General features: G+C 63.1%; 14 protein-coding genes and 1 tRNA gene. 8 read left to right on the plus strand and 7 right to left on the minus strand.

What is annotated here, in order from left to right:
* The first annotated feature begins 254 nt into the window (after positions 1–254).
* Positions 255–572 (plus strand): helix-hairpin-helix domain-containing protein, encoded by a 318-nt coding sequence (locus F0P96_RS00065; protein ID WP_201743901.1) that lies wholly within the window; start codon positions 255–257, stop codon positions 570–572.
* A gap of 41 nt (positions 573–613) precedes the next feature.
* On the plus strand, positions 614–1,699 hold the full coding sequence (locus F0P96_RS00070; protein ID WP_151076719.1) for a DUF6687 family protein: 1,086 nt from the start codon (positions 614–616) through the stop codon (positions 1,697–1,699).
* A gap of 83 nt (positions 1,700–1,782) precedes the next feature.
* Here the strand turns inward: F0P96_RS00070 and F0P96_RS00075 are convergent, their stop codons facing one another.
* The 4 genes from F0P96_RS00075 to F0P96_RS00090 all read right to left on the minus strand — a co-directional run bounded on the left by F0P96_RS00075 (position 1,783) and on the right by F0P96_RS00090 (position 8,728).
* Positions 1,783–5,202 carry an AAA family ATPase gene (locus F0P96_RS00075; protein WP_151076720.1) on the minus strand — a complete coding sequence of 1,140 codons (3,420 nt, stop codon included), beginning with the start codon at positions 5,200–5,202 and terminating at the stop codon, positions 1,783–1,785.
* Positions 5,203–5,259: 57 nt separating this feature from the next.
* On the minus strand, positions 5,260–6,486 hold the full coding sequence (locus tag F0P96_RS00080; RefSeq protein ID WP_151076721.1) for an exonuclease SbcCD subunit D C-terminal domain-containing protein: 1,227 nt from the start codon (positions 6,484–6,486) through the stop codon (positions 5,260–5,262).
* 239 nt (positions 6,487–6,725) lie between these two features.
* Complete coding sequence (locus F0P96_RS00085) at positions 6,726–7,271, minus strand: hypothetical protein (RefSeq protein ID WP_151076722.1); 546 nt, start codon at positions 7,269–7,271, stop codon at positions 6,726–6,728.
* A gap of 83 nt (positions 7,272–7,354) precedes the next feature.
* Positions 7,355–8,728, minus strand: coding sequence for an MBL fold metallo-hydrolase (locus F0P96_RS00090; protein ID WP_151076723.1), 1,374 nt, complete (start codon positions 8,726–8,728; stop codon positions 7,355–7,357).
* Between the two features lie 403 nt (positions 8,729–9,131).
* Here F0P96_RS00090 and F0P96_RS00095 point away from each other — a divergent pair, with 403 nt between their 5' ends.
* Positions 9,132–9,791 (plus strand): NADPH-dependent F420 reductase, encoded by a 660-nt coding sequence (locus F0P96_RS00095; RefSeq protein WP_151076724.1) that lies wholly within the window; start codon positions 9,132–9,134, stop codon positions 9,789–9,791.
* Between the two features lie 71 nt (positions 9,792–9,862).
* On the opposite strand, the gene F0P96_RS00100 is transcribed toward F0P96_RS00095, so the two are convergent.
* Positions 9,863–10,348, minus strand: coding sequence for a hypothetical protein (locus F0P96_RS00100; RefSeq protein ID WP_151076725.1), 486 nt, complete (start codon positions 10,346–10,348; stop codon positions 9,863–9,865).
* A gap of 206 nt (positions 10,349–10,554) precedes the next feature.
* Between F0P96_RS00100 and F0P96_RS00105 the strand changes: the two genes are divergently transcribed.
* The 5 genes from F0P96_RS00105 (at position 10,555) to F0P96_RS00125 (ending at position 17,770) form a co-directional block, all read left to right on the plus strand.
* Positions 10,555–12,138: an APC family permease gene (locus F0P96_RS00105; protein WP_151076726.1), complete on the plus strand. Its 1,584-nt coding sequence runs from the start codon at positions 10,555–10,557 to the stop codon at positions 12,136–12,138.
* A gap of 292 nt (positions 12,139–12,430) precedes the next feature.
* The gene (locus F0P96_RS00110; protein ID WP_151076727.1) at positions 12,431–13,108 is read left to right on the plus strand and encodes a LuxR C-terminal-related transcriptional regulator; all 678 of its coding nucleotides are present in this window, start codon (positions 12,431–12,433) and stop codon (positions 13,106–13,108) included.
* Positions 13,109–13,763: 655 nt separating this feature from the next.
* Positions 13,764–15,797 carry an OmpA family protein gene (locus F0P96_RS00115; protein WP_151076728.1) on the plus strand — a complete coding sequence of 678 codons (2,034 nt, stop codon included), beginning with the start codon at positions 13,764–13,766 and terminating at the stop codon, positions 15,795–15,797.
* Positions 15,798–15,864: 67 nt separating this feature from the next.
* Entirely contained in the window at positions 15,865–16,782 is a 918-nt protein-coding gene (locus tag F0P96_RS00120; RefSeq protein ID WP_151076729.1) for a DUF6929 family protein, read from the plus strand.
* 145 nt (positions 16,783–16,927) lie between these two features.
* Positions 16,928–17,770, plus strand: coding sequence for an oxidoreductase (locus F0P96_RS00125; RefSeq protein ID WP_151076730.1), 843 nt, complete (start codon positions 16,928–16,930; stop codon positions 17,768–17,770).
* Positions 17,771–17,821: 51 nt separating this feature from the next.
* Here the strand turns inward: F0P96_RS00125 and F0P96_RS00130 are convergent, their stop codons facing one another.
* Positions 17,822–19,501, minus strand: coding sequence for a glycosyltransferase family 39 protein (locus tag F0P96_RS00130; RefSeq protein WP_151076731.1), 1,680 nt, complete (start codon positions 19,499–19,501; stop codon positions 17,822–17,824).
* Positions 19,502–19,584: 83 nt separating this feature from the next.
* A tRNA-Leu gene (locus F0P96_RS00135) sits at positions 19,585–19,666 on the minus strand.
* Between the last annotated feature and the right edge of the window lie 3 nt (positions 19,667–19,669).

Raw genomic sequence — 19,669 nt, forward strand, 5'->3', positions numbered from 1 at the left:
GGAGGACTATTGCGAGAAGTGAAGAGTACAACTTGGGCTGCCAGCAGCGGCCTGCAGTTGGGGAAAAGCAGCTCCTGAGAAGCTGTCAACGGGAGAAAAGAGCGGCGGTGTGGCGAAGCTGCAACTTCGCCACAATCAAATATAGCAGATAGCAAAACGCAAGCGACGCAGGATACGGCTTTTTTTCGTGATATGACGCGGGGTGAATACCACCGCCAACGCCCTGAGTGCTACGCCCTCCGTATAAATTGCCCGTGTCTCGTCGTCGCCCACTCCCGCCTGCCCCGGCCCCCACGCCCGCCGAGCCGCTGTGCGAACTGTGCCAGCGGCAGGTGCTGGAGGTGTCGCGCCACCACTTGGTGCCGCGCGAGGAAGGCGGGCGCTACGGGCCCACGGTGGCGTTGTGCCAGCCTTGCCACAGCACCGTGCACCTGCTGTTGTCGAACAAGGAGCTGGCCCGCCGTTACCATTCGGTGGAGGCACTGCGCACGGCCGAGGAGCTGCAAAAGTACCTGCACTGGATTCGGCGCAGCCGCGTGGAGCGCATCCGCAACCGCCGCCGTCGGGGCTGAGTGGCTGCCGGGCTGTTACTTTGCTGCTCTGTGTTCCAGCCATGCCCGCACTGACGTTTTTGCCCTTCGCCCAAGCCCGCCGCGCGGCCGCCTCCACGGTGGTGGTCGACAGCCTGCTGCCCGGCGCGGCCCTCACGCTGGCCCATTGGCGCGGTGCCCCCACGCCCGCGCCGTGGCAGGACGACACCAGCGCCGGCTCGGTGCTGCGCGCTTTACTGGCAGATGCCATTCCCAAATCGGCGCGCTACGTTACGGCCAACCACTTCGACATCGACGGCTTTGTGGGCGTGTGGAGCCTGCTGAACCCGCGGCAGGCCCGGCAGCACGAGCCGTTGCTGCGCCTCGTGGCCACGCTCGGCGACTTCCGGGAACTGGACTGGCAGCACCCGCTGGCCGATACGGCGCTGCAGCTGGTGTGCTGGTTCAATGCCCAGGAACAGGCGCTGTTCTATCCGCCCTTCGGCGCCCCGGCCCTGCGCCGCCGCGAAGACGAAGCTTCGGCCGAGAAGTTTAACTGGTTTCTGCCCGCATTTGGCTCCGTGCTCGAAAATCCCGCCCGCGCCCGCGCCGTCTGGGAGCCGGAATACGAGCGGGTGCGGCAGGCGGCGGCCGTTATGCAAAGTGCCGCAACCGAGGTGCGCCGCTACCCCGAAATCGGCCTTGTGGTGGTGCACACGCCCGAACCGCTGCCGTACTACGCCTTGTTCGGCCCTACCGCCGGCTACGACATGGTGCTGAGCTGCTACCGCGGCCAGCGCTACGAGTTCGAGTACAAATACACCACCTGGATTGACCTCGAAATTCGCTCCACGCGGCCCCGCCTGCCGCTCGACGACCTGGTGACGATGCTCAATGCGCAGGAAACCACCGCGCGCCGCTGGACCGCCGAGCCCGTGACCGATACCGGCCCGCTGTTGCGCCTCGCAGGCAAAGGCCTAAGCAAGGTTCAGCGCTACGCCGACCCCGATCAGCGGCCCATCTACGCCTCGTCTATCGCGCCTGAAGTAGTGGAGCGGGAAATCGTGCGCTTTTTTCAGCAGCGCTACGCCCATATCACGCCCCGCCGCAACTGGACGTGGGAACAGATTCGAGCCGCAGGGAAGATGGAATTGCCTTCTGTGACTTAATAAAGCGTTCAACCTCAGCACCGACAGCAGTAGCTCCACTTAGCTTCGCTGACCTTCGGTTGGAGCCGTACTACCACGCCGGGCTATTCCGTACCAAAGCCGACGACCCGCAGCGTGCTGATGCCGCCGGCGCCGCGCCGCACGTGAATCTGGGTGCTCACGCGCTCCTTCAGGGCTTCCACGTGCGAGATGATGCCAATCATTTTGCCGGAGCCCTGCAGCGTTTCCAGCGCCGACAGCGCCACGTCGAGCGTGTCGGGGTCGAGCGTGCCGAAGCCTTCGTCGATGAAAAGCGTGTCGATTTGGGTTTTGCGGCCCGCCAGCTCCGAAAGGCCCAGCGCCAGGGCCAGACTCACCAGAAAACTCTCGCCCCCCGACAGGGAATTCATCGACCGCGACGCCCCGCCCTGGTATTCATCCACGATGAGCAAGTCGAGGTGCTCGTCGGGGTTGCGCAGGATGCGGTACCGGTCGTTGAGGCGCACGAGGTGACGGTTGGCCAACTCCACCAGGCGGGCCAATGTGAGGCCTTGGGCAAACTCGCTGAACTTCTTGCCGTCGGCCGAGCCGATAAGCTCAGCCAGGCGGCGCCAGCGGCGGGCTTCCTGCTGCTGACGCTCCAAATCGAGGGCCAACTGGGCGTGGCGCTCCTGGCCGGCGCGGTGGTCGTGCAGGCGCTGCTGCCGCTGCCCCAGCTGCTGGTTGAGACGGGCCAAGTGCTCGTTGGCCATTGTCAGTTGCTCATTGACGACCTCTGCCGGCTCGGTGGTGAGGGCGCGGGCCTGCTCGGTTTGGTGCTGCTGGCTAAGCTCGGTGAGGGCGTGCTGGGCCGAGGCCACGGCGCGCTCGTGGGCCTGCAGCTGCTCGGCCAGGCGGTGCACTTCGTGGTCGGGCAGCAGGCGCGCGGCCAGGGCGGTGGCGTCGGCGGGGAGGCCGGCGGCTTGCAGGTCGGCTACCAGGGCGGCGTGGCTCAGGTCGCGCTGCTGCTGCTGGCGGGTGGCTTCTTCGGTTTTGGCTTGCAGCTGGGCGTCAAGCGTAGCCAGGGCGGCTTCCTGCTCGCACACGGCTTTATCCTGCTGCTCGTGCGCATCGGCGGCGCGGCGCGCGGCGGCGGCCAATTGCAGGCGGGCTTGGGCCACGTCGTCGCCGGCGAAAAATGCCTGCCGCTGCTGCCGCTGCTCGTCGATGGTCGCTTTGTGGTCAATCAGCCCTTGCCGGCGCTCCGACAGCCACTGCTGGCTTTCCGCACGCTTGGCTTCCAGGCCCTTTATGTGCGCCTCGGCGCCGCTGAGCTGCTTTTCGAGGTCGGCGCGGGCTTGCTTTTTCTGCTCGAACTCGGCCCCGAGGCGCTTGAGTTGCGCCACTAGCGCCGGGCCATTTTCGCCCGTGAAAGCGAGGCCAAACGAGCCAAGCACGCTGCTGATCATCTCGCGTACGAGCGGGGCGCGCTCCTGAGCATCCTTCAGCCGGGCTTGCAGCTCTGCCAGGTCATGCGCAAGTGTTTGCTGCTGGGCGGCGGCTTGCTGGTGCTGGCTTTGGGCGCGGGTGAGCTGCACGTCCAACTCGTGGCGCTGCTGCTCCAGCTCGCGCAAGTGCTGGCCCACGGCGCGCACCAGCTTGGGCGCGGCTTCTTCGTCGGCTTCCGTTAGCAGCGGCAGCACCGGGTTCGTATCGGCGGCAGCGTGGCCGCCGGCGTGTTCGAGCAGGCCGGTGAGGCTTTGCAGGCGGTTGAGGCGGGCATCGAAGGCACGTACCTGCTGCGCCAGCGCTTCTTCGCGCTCCTGGTCGCGGCGCAGCGACTCGTGGCTGACGCCCAGCACGCCGGCCGCGTAGGGGTGCTCGGTGGCGCCGCACAGCGGGCAGGGCTGGCCGTCGGTGAGGTGCTGACGGGTCTCCTCGTGCGTGAGAATGAGTTGGTGGGCCTGCGTGAGGCGGCGCAAATCGTCCCAGCGCTGGGCTTCGGAGGCTTTGTCGCGCTGCAACACCGCTACGTGGTGCAGCAGGCGGCGCAGCCACTGGTCGCGCTCGGCGGCGGCGGCGGTGTGCTGTTGGCGCACGGTGGTCAGGCGCTGCTCGGTGGCTTCGGCTTCGGTTTGGCCGCGGCGGGCGGCGTCGCTCACCTGCGCCATGCGCTGCTTAAGGTCGGTTTCGGCCTTCAGCAGCTGGCCCAGCTCGCTTTGTACATGGTCCCAATCCTGCAGGTGGCCAGCCAGGTGCGGCAGGGCGTCGGCCAGCTCGGTGAGGCGGCCGTGCTGCAGCAGCCACTCGGTCAGCTCTTCCAGCTGCTGCGCGGCAAGGCGCAACTGGCCAGCCGCCGTTTCCAGCTCGGCCTGGTGCTGCTTGTGCTGCGCGAGACGGGCGTCGTACTCGGTGCGTTCCTTGCGCAGCTGCTCTTCGGCCTGGCCAATGAGGGCGTCGCGCTTTTCGGCCTCGATGAGCCGGGGCTCCTGCTCCTGCTGGAGGCGCAGGGCCTCGTCGTGCTGCTTCTTGGCCTGGGTGCGGGCGCTGCGGCCGGTTTCCACGGCGGTGTGCAGGCCGGGGCGGCGCTGCTGCAGCTGCTCGGTTTCGTGGCGCAGGCTGCGCAGCTGCTCATCGGTTTGCTGCACCAGAGCCCAGGGCGTGCGAAAGGGCAGGGCCTCGTGGTGGGCGCTCAAGCGCTGCCGCACCGGCGAGAGGGTTTCGGTGTGGGCCGTGAGGTGCGCCAGGGTGCTGACGGCGCGCTGCCGCCGCTGGCTCAGCTCGTCGAGCTGCCGCAGCCAGGTGTGGGCGTCGTGCAGGCGCTGGCGCTGGGCGCTGGCTTCGGCGGCTTGCTGGCCCAGGGCTTCGGCTTCGGCGGTGAGGGTGGTTACTTCCGCTTCCGAGAGCAGGGCCACGCCGGCCAGCCCGGCCCGCAAGGCCTCGGTTTTCTTGTCTTCCTCCTTGGCCTTTTCGAAGGCGAAGCGCGAAATATCGGAGTACTTGCGCGTGTCGGTAATCTTCTCCAGCAGCTGGGCCCGCTCGCCGGGGCTCGACTTCAGGAACTTGGTAAACTCGCCTTGGGCCAGCAGCACCGAACGCAGAAACTGGCGGTATTCGAGCCCGCTCAGCTCGGCCACCCGCGCCGGTACCTTCGATTTGTAGCCTTCGATGATGACGCCTTCGCCGCCGGCTTCCTGCAGCTCGCTCAAACTCATCGACGAATCCTGCAGCGCGCCCTCGGCCTTGCGGCGGGCGCGGTGCTGGCCCCAGCGCGAGCGGTACAGCTTGCCGTTGACGCCGAATTCCACCTCGGCCCAACTCTCGCCCGTGCCCTGGCTCATCACTTGGGCTACCTCGCCGTCGTGGCGCGGCACCTGGCCGTAGAGGGCGAGGGTGATGGCGTCGAGAATGGTGGTTTTGCCCGCGCCGGTGGGGCCGGTAATGGCAAACAGCCCCGCGTCGGAGAGCGGGGCGTTGCTGAAGTCAATCTCGTGCTGCCCGCGCAGCGAGTTGAGGTTGAAGAACCGGACGCGAAGAATTTTCATTAACGGAAATCGGCTGGGGCGGTGCTGTTAGCGGGAATACTTAAAGTTACGGCCGGGTTATTTCTGGTGCATCAACTCCGTTAGCTCGTCAAACGTGCGCAGCAGCTCGGGGCGGGCGTCTTCGGGCTCTACTTCGAGGCGGCGCTCAAACACTTCGCGCTCCGTGAAATCGTGCAGGCTGCGCGTGAGCGGCTCGGCTTCGTCGCCCAGCGGCCGCAGCGTAACGAGGCGGAAGTGCCGCCGCGAAAGAACTTCCAGCTGCTTGCGGTCCAACTGCTCGATGACTTTCAGCAACTGCTCGGCCACTTCCAGTTGCGAGAGTTCCGAGCGTACTTCCACGTCCACCCAGGCCGGCAGGGGCAGGCCCACGTTGTCGTAGGCCAGCAAATCGGCCGATACTTCTTCCAACGAGCCGTGGAAACGGACCAGCCGCCGCGCCGTGGGCACTTCAATGGGCTCGATGGCCACGGCGCCGCCCTCGAAATCGAGCAGCAGCACCTGCTTGGTGTCCTGCACCTCCGAAAACGAAAGCGGGATGGGCGAGCCGCTGTAGCGGATATGCTCACGGCCGCCCACGCGCTGCGGGCGGTGCAGGTGGCCCAGCGCCACGTAGTCGAAGCAGGGCGGGAAGTGGTCGGCGGTGACCTGGCCGAGGTTGCCCACGTGAATCGTGCGCTCCGACTCGGAGGCGGTGCCGCCGGCGGCGTAGAGGTGGCCAGTGGCCAGCACGGGGCGGCCGGCGGCTTTGTGCTGCCACACCGGCTCGGCTTCGGCCACGCGGGCGTAGTGGTCGGCAATGCCCTGGCGGATGCGCTGCTCACGCTCCTCGGCCGTTTCGCCGGGCACCGAGAGGCGCACGTCCCGGTCGCGCAGGAAGGGCACGGCACACACCAGCAGGCCGGGCTGGCCGTGGGCATCGTCGAGCAGCAGAATCTGGTCTTCGAAGCATTCGGGCACGCAGCCCACCACGTGCACGCGCAAGTGGCGCAGCAGGCGGGCCGGGGCGTTGAGCGTGGCCGGCGAGTCGTGGTTGCCGCCCACGATGACCACGTCGCGGCACGCTGTCTGGCGCAGGCTCACCAGAAACGAGTAATACAGCTCCAGCGCGGTGCTGCTGGGCGAACCGGTGTCGAACACGTCGCCGGCCACCACCAGCACTTCCACCTGCCGCTCGCGCACGGTCGTCACCAGCCAGTCGAGGAACAGGCGGTGCTCGTCGGTGCGCTCGTGCCCGCTGATGAAGCGTTGGCCCAAGTGCCAGTCGGCGGTGTGCAGAACTCTCATGCGGTAGGGTAGTGGCAAAGCGAATCTCAAAATTAACGCTTGCCGCGTCGATTTTCTCCGCAAATTGGCGGCGAAAAGAAGTTACTTATGGTGGTAAATACAATTACTAATCTACTTCGGTAAACCAAGTTACTTATTTCCGAGCCAGCCAATAGTCATGCAAAAGCATTCGGCCAGCTACAAAGCCGAAGAGAAAGGATTTGGCTGATAATCAGCAGCGCGGCGTGAGGTCCGGCGGGCTATTTCAGCGCGTTGAGCACGTTTTTCTTCCGAATGTCGATGGTGTCGGTGAAGTTGATGGGCTCGATTTCGGAATGAATGACCCAGGTAAACGGGCCTAGCTTCCGGCCGGAAACGCGGCTGCCCGCCCCTAAGCGTAGGGCCTTGTTGGCGTAGACATCGGTGATGCACGGGCAGAAGTTAGTCAGCAAGCCGTTGTGCCGGCGGAACTCCTGCTCCCGAATTTGAAACGCAGTGGCAGTATCGGGAACTTCGAACACGGCAGTATAGCCCGATGGCTCATCGTGGTAGGTAGGGGTACTGTCTCCTTCGATATAACCCAGCGCAAACACCAGCTTATTGCCCGGCTTGATGGCGTAATTGTAGTAGGTGAAGATGAAAGCGCCGCTGCTGTCTTTGCGCGGAGTTAAGACAAGCTGCGCGTGCGGCTTGGCGACGGAGTAGAAATAGTCATGGTGGTTGCCAGGAATGGGCGGCTTGCTTTGGCAGGAGCAAGCCAGCCCCGCAAGCAGCGAAGGAAACACGGCGGCCGGAAATGGCTTCATATGCAAAACTCGCTATAAAAACAGCGGGCCACCTGCTGCTTATCGAGCAAGTGGCCCGCTGTGAAACGAGCAGCAACTGGCGGCTAGTGTACCGCCTGCTTCTGAAACTCGGTAATGGCCTCGCCGAGGTCGTATACGGGCACACCGGGCAGGGCGGCTTGCAGAATGCTGCTGCCGGCCGCCGAGCGGTAGCCGCCGGCGCAGTGCACCAGCACGGGCTTGTCGGCGGGCACTTCGTGGGCCCGCTCACGCAGTTCGGGCAAGGGAATCAGCAGGGCGTTGTCGAACACGGGCTGCCGGGCCTCGGCGCGGTTGCGGATGTCGACGATGGTGAATTGCTCGGGGTGCTGGCGCACTTGCTCCACGTCCACGGCGGGGCTGGTGGCGGGCAACTCGCTCGGGGTGAGCATGGCGCCCTGGATGTTGGTTTCGTAACCGATTTTGGCGGCCTTGCGAATGACCGTGTCGAGGGCAATCTGCGAATCGGCCACGAGGTAGAAGGGCTCCTGCGGGCCTACCACCGAGCCGAGCCAGGTTTCGAACTTGCCGCCGTCCATCAGGTTGATGGCGCCGGGCAAATGGCCTTGGCGGAACTGCGCGGCCGGCCGGGTGTCGATAACGAGCGTGCCGGGCGCGGGCTCTACGCCCACCAAAAGGCGCGGCACAGCGCGGATGGAGTCTTCGAACGCCGGAGCACCTTGCTTGTTCAGCTGCACGTCGCGACCGAAGTACTTGGGCACGAAAGGCTGGTCTTCGAGCAGCACGCGCACGAACTCATCGCGGTCCATGGGCTGCAGGGCGTAGTTGGTTTTCAGTTCCTTGCCAATGGTGCTGTCAAGGTCGGTGGAGGTGGTTTTGCCGCACAACGAGCCGGGGCCGTGCGCCGGATACACCTTGGTATTGGGCGGCAGCGTCATGAGCCGGCTGCGGGTGCTGTCGTACATGAGGCCAGCCAGTTCCTCGCGTTTGTGGCCGCCCACAGCCTCTTCCTCGCGCAAATCGGGCCGGCCGACGTCGCCCACAAACAGCGTGTCGCCGGTGAAAATGGCGCGGGTATTGGCAAACTCGTCGATGAGCAGGATGCAGATGGAGTCGGGCGAGTGGCCGGGCGTGTTGAGGGCGTGCAACTCGATGTTGCCGAGCACGATGCGGTTGCCGTCGTCGAAGGGCTGGTGCGGGTAAGCGGCGCGCACCAGTTTGCTCACGTAGATGGTGGCCCCGGTTTCCTGCGCAATTTCCAGGTGCGACGACACGAAATCGGCGTGCGGGTGCGTCTCGATGACGGCCACGATGCGCACCTCGTTTTCGTCAGCAAAGTCGTAGTACGGCTGCGGGTCGCGGGCCGGGTCGATGATGGCCATTTGCCGGTCGCTGAGCACGGCGTAGCTGGCATGGGCCAAGCCTTTGTCGTAGAACTGGTGTATTCGATAGGGTTGTGAAGAGGGCAGAGGACTCATGAGAGTACGATAAGGTGACAAATGCCGGCGCGGTACAATGCGCCGGGGTGGCCAGCGCGGCGGGCCCGTTGCAAGCACCGCGCCGGTTGGGCCGGGGCTGACAGCATGGCTGCCTGGCCGCTCAGGGCGCTGACAATTTCAAATATAGCAATCCGGTCAGGCTACGGTTCGGCGGCGACATTAATTTATGGTCCTGGAGCGGGCCGCCGAGGCCATTCGGCGGAGCACCAAACAGGCGTTTGCCTTGCCGTGTACAATGCCTCGCAAATTCGATTAAGCATGGTGGGGCAGTGAAGACGGGGCCGAAACAGATGGCGCGGCACCCGTGGAGAACAGCAGCCAATTGCATGTTCCGCCAAAATATCTTAACTCATCAATATTCTAACTTTGACCCCAATCAACCATGAAGATCGGAATTTTAGGCACCGGCACTGTCGGGCAGACACTGGGTGCCAAATTGCTGGAACTGGGCCACGGCGTGCTGCTGGGCGGGCGGTCGGCCACCAACGAAAAAGCCCAGGCATGGGCCGCGCAGCAGGGCGGCCTAGCGCGGGCCGGTTCGTTTGAAGACGCCGCCGTATTCGGCGAACTGGTCATTGTGGCCACGCTCGGTAGCGGCACCATCGACGCCGTGCAGCAAGCCGGCCCCGAACGTCTGGCCGGTAAAACCGTCATTGACCTGACCAACCCGTTGGACTTTTCGCGGGGCATGCCGCCCACCCTCTTCGTCGGCCACACCGATTCCCTCGGTGAGCAAATACAGCGGGCTTTGCCAGCGGCGCACGTAGTCAAAACGCTCAACATCGTTAGCGTCAACCAGATGATAAACCCGGCCTCGACGGGCGGCGAGCCGGACATGCTGCTGGCAGGCAACGACGCCGGCGCCAAGCAGCGCGTGACGGAGCTGCTGCAGCAACTGGGCTGGAAGCGCATCACCGATTTGGGCGGCATTGAAGAAGCGCGGGTGCTGGAGCCGCTGGTGCTGCTGTGGGTGCGTTACGGCCTCAAGCACAACACCTGGGGCCACGCGCTGCAGTACATGTATAGCCCGGCCGGCGCTTAAACAACTGGATGAAAAACGAAAAAGCCGCTTCCCAGACAGGAAGCGGCTTTTTCGTTTTTCAAGCCGGCCGATTAGCTGGCTTTTACTTTGGTCTTGCTCTTGGTGGCCTTCGGTTTCTGCTTTTCCGATTTGATATCGGCCTTTTTCTCTTCGCGGTGCTCCATGCGGTCTTCGCGCAACTGGGCATACTTGGTGTATTGCTCGGCGGTGAAAACGGCTTTCAACTGCTCGTCGTAGCGGGCTTGGGCTTCGCGCATTTTCTGGCCCATGGCCTGACGACCGGCATCATCGGTGGGGCGCTGCCCGCGCATGGCTTCCATTTCGTTGGCCTGAGCCAGGGCAATGGTGCGCACTTGGTTTTGCTGTTCGGCCGAGAGGGCCAGCTGTTTGGTCAGGCGCTGGGTTTGCATGTCGGCGCGTTGCTCGGGGGTGCGGTCCATGTGGCCCATCTGGCCGTGGCCGCCGCGGCGGTTCATGGCATTGGCGTTTTGGTCCTGGGCGTGGGCGGCGGTGAGGCTGAGGGTAGCTACCGTCAGCAGCAAAAGCATCTTTTTCATGATAGGGGAGTCTGTGGAATGATTTGCTGGCTTGGATGGCCGGCTGTCAGCAAAGTTTAATGGCCGATGCGTGGCCGGGAGGCAAACAGCGGGCCAAACCGTCGGAAATGCCCTCCTGCCGGATTCTGCCTATATTCGGCCCCGGCGTACTGCGTCATCCAACCAACGGCACCTTTTCCGGCTTACTTCTCTCCCTTTATTCCCCTATGGCAAACATTTTCGCCAAAAAACCGCTCGCCCAACTTTTGGGTGAAGCAAATTCCTCCGGTCACGGTACGCTCAAACGCACCTTGGGCGCCGCCAACCTCGTCGCCTTGGGCGTCGGGGCCATTATTGGGGCGGGCTTGTTTGTGCGCACCGCAGCGGCGGCCGCGCAGGCCTCGGGCCCCGGCGTCACGCTGGCCTTTATCGTGGCCGCCATCGGCTGCGCCTTTGCCGGCTTGTGCTACGCCGAGTTTGCGGCCATGATTCCCATTGCCGGCTCGGCCTACACCTACGCCTACACCACCATGGGCGAGTTTGTGGCCTGGGTTATCGGCTGGGCCCTGATTATGGAATACGCCCTGGGCGCGGCCACCGTGAGCATTGCCTGGAGCGAATACCTGAACAAGCTTTTGCAGGTCTTTGGCGTCAGTATACCCTACGAGTGGTGCCACTCGCCCTTCGAAAGCGCCGCCGTCAACGGCGTGATGCACTCGGGTATTCTCAACCTGCCGGCCCTGTTCATCATCGTCATGCTCAGCCTGCTGCTCATCAAGGGCACGCAGGAGTCGGCTACCTTCAACGCCATTATCGTGGTGGTGAAAGTGGCTATTGTGCTGGTGTTCATTGCCGTGGGTTGGCAGTTCATCAACCCCGCCAACCACACGCCTTACCTGATTCCCGAAAACGCTGAGCCTGTGAAAAACGCCGCCGGCGACATCGTGCGTGAGTACTCGGCCTGGAACAAGCACGGCTGGGGCGGCATCCTCGGCGGCGCAGCCATCGTGTTCTTCGCCTTCATCGGTTTCGACGCCGTGTCGACGGCCGCGCAGGAAGCCAAAAACCCCAAGCGCGACATGCCCATCGGTATTCTCGGCTCGTTGGCCGTGTGCACCGTGCTCTACATCCTGTTCGGCCACGTGCTGACGGGCGTGGCCTCGTGGCGCGAATTTGCCGACCCCGCCAAGGGCGGCGAAGCCTCGGTAGCCTACGCCATTAAGGAACACATGCCCGGTTTTGAGTGGCTGAGCACGGCCGTAACGGTGGCCATCCTGGCCGGCTTCTCGTCGGTTATCCTGGTGATGTTGATGGGCCAGAGCCGCGTGTTCTTCTCGATGGCCAACGACGGCCTGATGCCGAAAGCCTTTTCGGAATTGCACCCCAAGTTTCACACGCCCTACAAGTCGAACCTGGCGCTGCTGGTGTTCGTGGGTGGTTTTGCCGCCTTCGTGCCCGGCTCCCTGGCCGGCGACCTGACCTCGTTTGGTACCCTGTTGGCTTTCGTGCTGGTATCGGCCGGGGTCTGGATCATGCGCCGCTCCGACCCCGACCAGCCGCGGCCGTTCCGCTCGCCGCTGTCGTCGCCGTCGTTCCCCTTCGTGCCCATCATGGGCATGGTGGTGTGCTTGGGCATGATTGCCGCCCTCGATGCCTTCACCCTGCAAGTGGCCGTGGCCTGGATGGTGTTGGGCTTCATCGTATACTTCCTCTACGGCAAGCGCAACAGCAAGCTGCAGCAAGGCATTGTGGTGGTGCCCACCGAAATGGAAGAGCAGGCATTCATCGAGCCCGACGTACATAACCGCTAAGCGTCGCCCTCCAACTTCTTTCCAAAGCGCCCCGCCGACGGCAGTCGGCGGGGCGCTTTGTTTTTATACCGGCCGAAAGAAAATGCACCCTAGGCCTCGTAGCGCTTGTATTACGTGTCTTAGTATTGTAAAATAAAATGCTGCTAACACAATATATTGAATATTGTCAGGCCGAATGCTACCTTTCCTCATACATAAGTATTCGGGCTTAGAATAGGCCTTTTTCTCGCTGCTGATTGTGTCCTGTTGCCGTTGGGACGGATGGCAACGTACCCAAACCGACCACCAAGCTATGAGCGAACCTGTACCCGGCACCATTCACGTTGTGCTGGTTGACGACCGGCCGATGATAGTTGAGGGCATTAAGTCGCTGTTGCAAGGCGTGCCCGACATTCAGGTAGTGGCGCAGTTCGCTACAGCCGCCGAGGCGCTGCGCCGCTTTCCCAAACTGGCCGACGTGCAGGCAGCTATTGTCGATCTGAACATGGCTGGCACCGGCGGCTCCGGGGTCGATTTGATCCGCAACTTGCACCAGAAAGCCCCCGCCATCCGCTTGCTGGCGTTGTCGGTCATGCACGACCACCATACCGTGGCGGAGGTGCTGGAAGCTGGCGGCGCGGGATTCCTGCTTAAGAATACCAGTCGCGCTGGACTCATCGAGGCTATCCGGGAAGTGGCGGAAGGGCACACGTACTTCAGCCACGAAGTAGGAGTGACCTTGCTGCAAAACATGAGGTTTCCGCTCAGCGGCACCGACAACCGTGAGAACGGCACCGTTGAGCTGACCTCGCGCGAGCGGGAAATCCTGCAGCTTATTGCGCAGGAGTACTCCAATTCGCACATCGCCGAAGCACTGTTTATCAGTGAACGAACGGTGGAGTCGCACCGCAAGAACATCCTCACCAAGACCAACTCAAAATCGGTGGTGGGGCTCATTCAATATGCCCTGCGCCACAAGCTTATTTCCTGAAACGGCTTGCAGCAAAGCGCTTATCTCTACTTAGGGCCAGCGGAGCGGAAGCAGACTGACCCAGTGAAAAGGCGCTTTCCAAGCAATACAGCGGCTGAAAGTACGGGGAAGCACGGAGTTGGTATCCGTGCTGGCACGGGTAAGTAAATTACGGGACAGTACGGATATCTAAACTATCAGATATTATTTTAACTTAGCATCGTTCAAGAAAATAATAATAAGTTCACATAAAGCTTGATGGGTCGGTCATCAGGTACTTTGCTTTCAAATGTCCCCTTTTCCACCAACCTCTTCACCGAAAACTGCTATGGCTTCCAAAATTCTCTCCTTCATTTGCCATGTGCCAGGTGTAATTCCTGGGTCATACCCCTCTGTGCCTACCACCAGTTCTTCGGGTGTTCAGCCCCGCACCACCACTGCTGACCGCCACTCGGACGGGAGCAAAGGGCATTTTACCGCCATTTACGAAAACGAGAAGTTTGTCCGCTTCAAGTATATTGCCAACGCGGTCAGCTAAACCGAAACCCGCCCACACCTTGACTACCAACACCGTGTAGTGCCGCTTTCCACCGACCCGGGAAGCGGCACTACTGCGTTTGGGCCGCATGGCCGGAGTTTCGGCTAACTTGCGCACCGGACTATTCGCGCCGCGTGCATGGCAGTTTGTTTTGAATGGCGTTGGGCCTTGTTGATCCTGGTGAATTGGCTGGCTTGCCCGGCCGCAGTGTGGTCCCAGTCGCAGCCTGTGGTGCAGGAAGGGGTGTGGCACGGCGTGGTAGCCCGCAGCAGCGGCCGGGCGCTCGATATCCTGGGGGCATCGGCTGACGCCGGGGCCGCGGCCGTGCAGTGGGAGTTCACCCAAGCCGCCAGCCAGCAGTGGAAGTTTGTGCGCGTCAGCGCCGGCAGCGACTGGTTCCGCATTGAGGTGCGCCAAAGCGGCAAGTGCCTGACCGTGGACAAGCCCGTGGACAGCGCCCCGGTGGTGCAGCGACCCTACAGCGGCGGGGTGTACCAGCAGTGGAAGCTGGTGGCCGCGGGGCCGGCGGGCAGCATGCAGGTGGTAAACCGGGGCAACGAGTTCTGCCTAGCCGTAGCCGCCCCCGACAAAAACAACGGCGTGGCCGTGGTGGCGCAGCGCTACCTGGGTCGCGCCACCCAGCAGTGGCGGGTGTTTCCCTTGCAGCTTCATCTGGCCGACAACGTGGAGGCATACGGAAAGCCTATGCCCCTTGGCCCTGGCGTAAATACCGCCGCCAACGAACTGCACCCGGTACTCAGTGCCGATAGCAAAACCCTGTATTTCGTGCGTACCCGCTTCGCCGGCAACACCGAAGGCGTTGCCGAATCGGGCGACATTTGGGTAAGCCAAACGACCGACAACGGCCAAACCTGGAGCCCGGCCACTCGGCTCGACGCCCTGAACACCCCGCAGCACAACGGCGTGCAGGCCGTGCTGGCGGGCGGCGACGCGCTGCTGGTGCGCGGCCAATACCAGCCCCGCGACGGTACCTCGCGCGACGAAGGAGTGTCCCGTGCCGGGCGTACCAGCCGCGGGTGGAGCAAGCCCGTGGCCCAAACCATCGAGAACTACTACTCCACCGGCACCAGCACCACCTTCTTCGAAACCGCCGACGAAAAAGCCCTGCTGATGAGCCTGGAGCGGGCCGACGGGCAAGGCGGCAACGATATATACGTGAGCCTGCCCAACGGCAATGGCAGCTGGGGCGAGCCGCGCAGCTTGGGGCCGCAAATCAACTCGCCGGGCTTCGAGTTTGCGCCCTGGCTCACGCCCGACGGCAAAACGCTCTATTTCGCTTCCTACGGCCACGCCGGCTACGGCGGGGCCGACATCTTCGTCAGTCAGCGCCTCGACGACTCGTGGAACCAGTGGAGTGCGCCGCGCAACCTAGGGCCCAACATCAACGGCCCGGGTTTCGATGCTTACCTGCAGCTGAGCGCCGATGGCAAGCAAGCGTATTTTGCTACCGCCCGCACCCTCAACGGTCCTGCTGATATTGTGCGCGCCGCCACCGACGTGGTGCCCGACTCTGCCAAGCCGGTAGCGGCGGTACCGGCCGCGCCAAGCCGTGGCATTGTGCGCGGCCGCGTGCTCGACGCCAGCAACCGCAAGCCCATAGCGGCCGAGGTGAAGGCCAATCGGCTGGGCGGCGACATTGTGTTCAACGCCACCGGCCGCAGCGAGGCGGCGGGCGGCAGCTTTCAGTTTACGCTCGTGCCGGGGCGCTACCGCGTGGTGGCCACGGCGCCCGGCTTCCTCACCGCTACCGATACCGTCGGCGTAAGCGGCTCGCTGACGTACGACGTGCTGCTGGTGCCGGCCGCCGTGGGGGCCAAGCTGGAATTGCCCACGCTGATTTTTGCCCAGGGCAAGTCGAACCTGCTCCCTGCTTCCTATGCCGAGCTGAACCGCCTGGCCCGCACCCTGTCCGATAACCCCGCGGTGCGCATTCGGCTGGAGGGCCACACCGACAACGTGGGACCGGCCGACAAAAACCAGCAGCTCTCGGAAGAGCGCGTGGCGGAAGTGCGCCGTTACCTGGTAAGCCGCGGCGTGGCCGAAGAACGCATAGCCACAGTAGGGTACGGCGGGTCGCGGCCGCGGGCCAGCAACGAGCAGGAAGAAACCCGCAAGCTCAACCGCCGGGTTGAGTTTACCATCACCAAGTAGATTCGGGTCAGTTGCACCGGGGCCTGCAGGGTCGTAAGTTGGGCGTCCAAACCAAGCGAAACGGGGCATGAAAGCTACCATTGTGCGGCAGCTCACGTTGCCCAACCTTCCTTCGGCCTCGGGTATCGAAGTGCTCGACGAAGTAGCCTACATCATCGGCGACGATTCCCCGCTGCTCTACCGCTTGGATGCGGCCACCTTGCAGCCCATGGCGCCCATTGTGCTGTTTGAAACCGACCAGTTTGCCACCGGGCGCATTCCCAAGCATCTAAAGCCCGATCTGGAATGCCTCACGGCAGCCGCTGACGCGGACGGCGCGCAAGGGCTCTTGATACTGGGCTCGGGCGCCACTACAGCGCGCGAAATCGGGTTTTGGGTTGACTTGCCGGCCGCCGGCAACCAAGTGCCGGAAGTACATCCTCTGTCGCTGACGGTGGTGTACGAGGCCCTGCGCGGGGCTATGAAGCCCGGGCTGGTGCTTAACCTGGAAGCTGCCGCTGCTACTGCAACCGAGTTGCTGCTGTTGCAACGCAGCGTGGGAACAGAGGCAGGCAATGTTTTGTATTTGTGTGACTTGTACGGTGCGCTGGACCTGCTGCGCCACCGCACCCATGTGGTGCCCTCGTTTCGGGCGCTAGAGTACACTCTACCCGCTATCGACGGCATCCCGGCCGGTTTTTCCGGGGCTACTACGTTCGAGAATTCGTTGTTTCTGACGGCCTCGGTAGAGAATACGCCCGATGCGGTGGCCGATGGTGTGGTGCTCGGCAGCTTTGTAGGCGTCATCGACTTCAGCAAAGGCCAACTGGGCCCAACCGCCCGCTTTGCCCAACTGGCCCTGGCCAATGGGCAAGCCTATTGGGGCAAGGTGGAGAGCGTGGCCGTGCGCCGCCGCCTGGGCACGCACCGCTACGAATTGCTGCTCGTAACCGACGACGATGCGGGCGGCTCTACGGCCTTGTTGGTTGAGTTGAGCCTGAACTGAGGCGCTTTGGCAGCAACCGGTTCGTTGTGAGGCAAGGACGTAAGCGCGGCGGCTGAAACGATTTTGCAGGACCAAAACCTATAGGCGAGCGAAGCAGTTGAAAGAGCCGGCCCCAGCGTTTGTGGCCGATTTCATCTTTTGATTGATGTCTACTTCTCCCAAAAACTGGTTTATCACCGGCGTCAGCACCGGTTTCGGGGCCGCGCTGGCCGAGTTGCTGCTGCGCAACGGCGACCATGTGGCAGCTACTTTCCGCCAGCAACAGCAAGCCGAGGAATTCACCCAAAAAGCCGGCGCACAGGGCCGCGGACTGGTGTGCGACGTGACCAACGAAGCCCAGGTAAAGCAGGCCGTAGCCGACGCCATCCACACCCTGGGGCATATCGATGTGGTGGTCAACAACGCGGGGTACGGCTCCTTGGGCAGCATCGAAGAAATTGATGCAGCTGAAGTGCAGCGCCAATTCGACGTGAACGTGTTTGGGCCCTTGCACGTGTTGCGGGCTGTGCTGCCGCATCTGCGCCAGCGGCGCAGCGGGCATGTGCTCAACATTACCAGCATCGGCGGCCTGAAGACTTTCCCCGGCGTGGGGGTGTACAACGCCAGCAAATTTGCCCTGGAGGCCATCGGCGAGAGTTTGGCCCAGCAGGTTGGGCCGCTCGGTATCAAGGTCACCAACATCGAGCCCAGCGGCTTCCGAACCGATTGGGCTGGTCGTTCGGCCAACATCGTGACGACGGGTATCGACGATTACCAAGCTACCGTGGGCGAGAACCTGAAGGGCATTCAGGGGTATAGCGGCCGCCAGCCCGGCGACCCGCAGCGCGCCGCCCAAATAATGTTTGACTTGGTGCGCCAGGAAAACCCGCCGTTGCACCTGCCGCTGGGCAAAGCGGCCGTGAAGGGCGCCCGCGAGAAATTTGCGGGACTGGTGAAAGAACTGGAAAGCGTCGCCGAAATCGGCGACTCGGCCGATTTTTCGGAGTAGGTGAACGTAGCTGTAGCAGTGTGCGCAGGTGCGGCATGGCGCCCGCGCACACTACCGGCTTTTAAGGGCTTGATGCGGGCCGTAGCACCCCCAGTGCTGTTCGGCGGCGTTGGCGGGCACTACCGGTATGCTAAAGGTGTCGGCTGAGGCGCGGGCCAGGCGGGCAGTATCGGAGAGGTCGTAGAGCTGCGCGTAGGGTGGCGGTAGGTAGTAGGGCCCCGGCATGCGCCGTCGACCCTCGAGGCGCGAACCTCGGCGGGTCCCGATGGCATCAAGGTACGCTTCCAGAGTAGGTACTTCTTGCCCGTGCCCATGGACGAACACCACCCACACCCGTGCTCGTCCCCGGTATGCGTCCAGCTCCCGCAGGTAGGCCCGCATGCTCCCGCCGCCTCCGCGGTGGCAGCCGCTAAGCTGGTACGTAGCCGGTTGCAAGCCCAGGCGCGGTCCGTACCATAGCAGCGACTGTCCGGCTCCGTAATACGCGTACACAGCGTCGCCGGGCCGCCGGGCTTGTGCCAGCGCAGAGTACAGGGGATGCACGTTTTGCTGCTGAAATGGGGGCAGACGTTCGGCGTTGATGCTGAGCAGCAGCGGCACAGCCGCCCCCAATGCTACCCCCGCAGCAAACAAGCGGCCCGCTCCGTCTTCCACGCGCACCAGCAAGCCCTCAACTCCGGCAAAAAAGCACAAGGTGAGCGAAGGCAGTAAGTAGTGCATGGTGCGCTGCTGCATTGGGTATTGCTGCAGGAGTGCCGCCCCAATGGCCACAAACCACGGCGCCAGCAGCACCAGCGCCACGGTATGGCGACGCCAGCTAAGTACACCGGCACCGAGTACCGTTGCCCACACCCACAGGTGCGGCCGCGGCCAGCCAAAGACTTTGTTGTATCGGTCGGTCAGCAAGTGCAGCAATTCGGCTGGCAAATGCGCATTGGGCGAGAGGAATCCTTCCTGCCAGAACCAACGTAAATAGCGTTGCGTATTGGGCGAAATGACCGCGTGAGCCCAAAGCAGTGCCACCAGACTGCCGAAAGCCCAAACCGTTACGATTCCTGCGGTTTCCCGTCGGGCTACTGCGCTTTGGTGGCGCATGGCCAAGCCCAGCAACACGGCTCCGCAGCCGGTGAGTACCAATACCGCTGCAGGAGCGAACAGCGGAACTACAACGCCCGCCAGCGCAGCGCCGACTTTCCAGCGGAGACTCGTTTGTTCTTGCTGCAGACGGAGGCAGAGCCACGTAATGAAAAGAGCGGCGGCAACTTCCCCGGCATATTGCTTGGCCTGCCCGCCAAGGGCCACATATTCGTAGCTGATGGCTAGCGTGAGCACCGCTAGCGGCACCAAACGTGCATCGAGCACGCGGCGGGCTACGGCAAGCATCAGCGGGAGCAAGGCCAAAGAAGCCAACAGCGGCACCACCCGCAATGCCCGGTCAGAGTCGCCAAAAAGCCACCAACAAACTTTTTGCAGAAATAGAAACAGCGGCGGAGCTACCTGGGCATAGTCTAGCGGCGCAAACAACAGCTGGGGCAGGGGCCGGTCCGCAATGTTGCGCACTAGTGCAAGTTCATCAACCCAAAAAGAACCACCGGCCCACCATTGGTACAGCCGCAACACCGCGCCCAGCAGCATGGCTAGCCAGGCCAGCACGTTCCAGAGCGGAGAAACAGCGGAACCCGAGAAAAGTCCGTCGCGCGTAAGCGACGGAAAAGAACTAGTGAAATTCATGGTTAAGCAAGTCCGGAAAGATACTCGGCTTGCGTATCGCCAATAAAAAAGCCCTTCGGCAGCAGTGCCGAAGGGCTTTTTTGTACCCAGAGCCGGGGTCGAACCGGCACACCTTGCGGTATTGGTGTTTGAGACCAACGCGTCTACCGATTCCGCCATCTGGGCAAG

It is taken from the genome of Hymenobacter busanensis (assembly GCF_008727865.1).
Classification (GTDB): domain Bacteria; phylum Bacteroidota; class Bacteroidia; order Cytophagales; family Hymenobacteraceae; genus Solirubrum; species Solirubrum busanense.

Excerpts from the sequence above, each read along its gene's own strand:
- F0P96_RS00070 (WP_151076719.1), top strand. The coding sequence starts at position 614 with ATGCCCGCACTGACGTTTTTGCCCTTCGCCCAAGCCCGCCGCGCGGCC.
- F0P96_RS00075 (WP_151076720.1), bottom strand. The coding sequence starts at position 5,202 with ATGAAAATTCTTCGCGTCCGGTTCTTCAACCTCAACTCGCTGCGCGGG.
- F0P96_RS00080 (WP_151076721.1), bottom strand. The coding sequence starts at position 6,486 with ATGAGAGTTCTGCACACCGCCGACTGGCACTTGGGCCAACGCTTCATC.
- F0P96_RS00085 (WP_151076722.1), bottom strand. The coding sequence starts at position 7,271 with ATGAAGCCATTTCCGGCCGCCGTGTTTCCTTCGCTGCTTGCGGGGCTG.
- F0P96_RS00090 (WP_151076723.1), bottom strand. The coding sequence starts at position 8,728 with ATGAGTCCTCTGCCCTCTTCACAACCCTATCGAATACACCAGTTCTAC.
- F0P96_RS00095 (WP_151076724.1), top strand. The coding sequence starts at position 9,132 with ATGAAGATCGGAATTTTAGGCACCGGCACTGTCGGGCAGACACTGGGT.
- F0P96_RS00100 (WP_151076725.1), bottom strand. The coding sequence starts at position 10,348 with ATGAAAAAGATGCTTTTGCTGCTGACGGTAGCTACCCTCAGCCTCACC.
- F0P96_RS00105 (WP_151076726.1), top strand. The coding sequence starts at position 10,555 with ATGGCAAACATTTTCGCCAAAAAACCGCTCGCCCAACTTTTGGGTGAA.
- F0P96_RS00110 (WP_151076727.1), top strand. The coding sequence starts at position 12,431 with ATGAGCGAACCTGTACCCGGCACCATTCACGTTGTGCTGGTTGACGAC.
- F0P96_RS00115 (WP_151076728.1), top strand. The coding sequence starts at position 13,764 with ATGGCAGTTTGTTTTGAATGGCGTTGGGCCTTGTTGATCCTGGTGAAT.
- F0P96_RS00120 (WP_151076729.1), top strand. The coding sequence starts at position 15,865 with ATGAAAGCTACCATTGTGCGGCAGCTCACGTTGCCCAACCTTCCTTCG.
- F0P96_RS00125 (WP_151076730.1), top strand. The coding sequence starts at position 16,928 with ATGTCTACTTCTCCCAAAAACTGGTTTATCACCGGCGTCAGCACCGGT.
- F0P96_RS00130 (WP_151076731.1), bottom strand. The coding sequence starts at position 19,501 with ATGAATTTCACTAGTTCTTTTCCGTCGCTTACGCGCGACGGACTTTTC.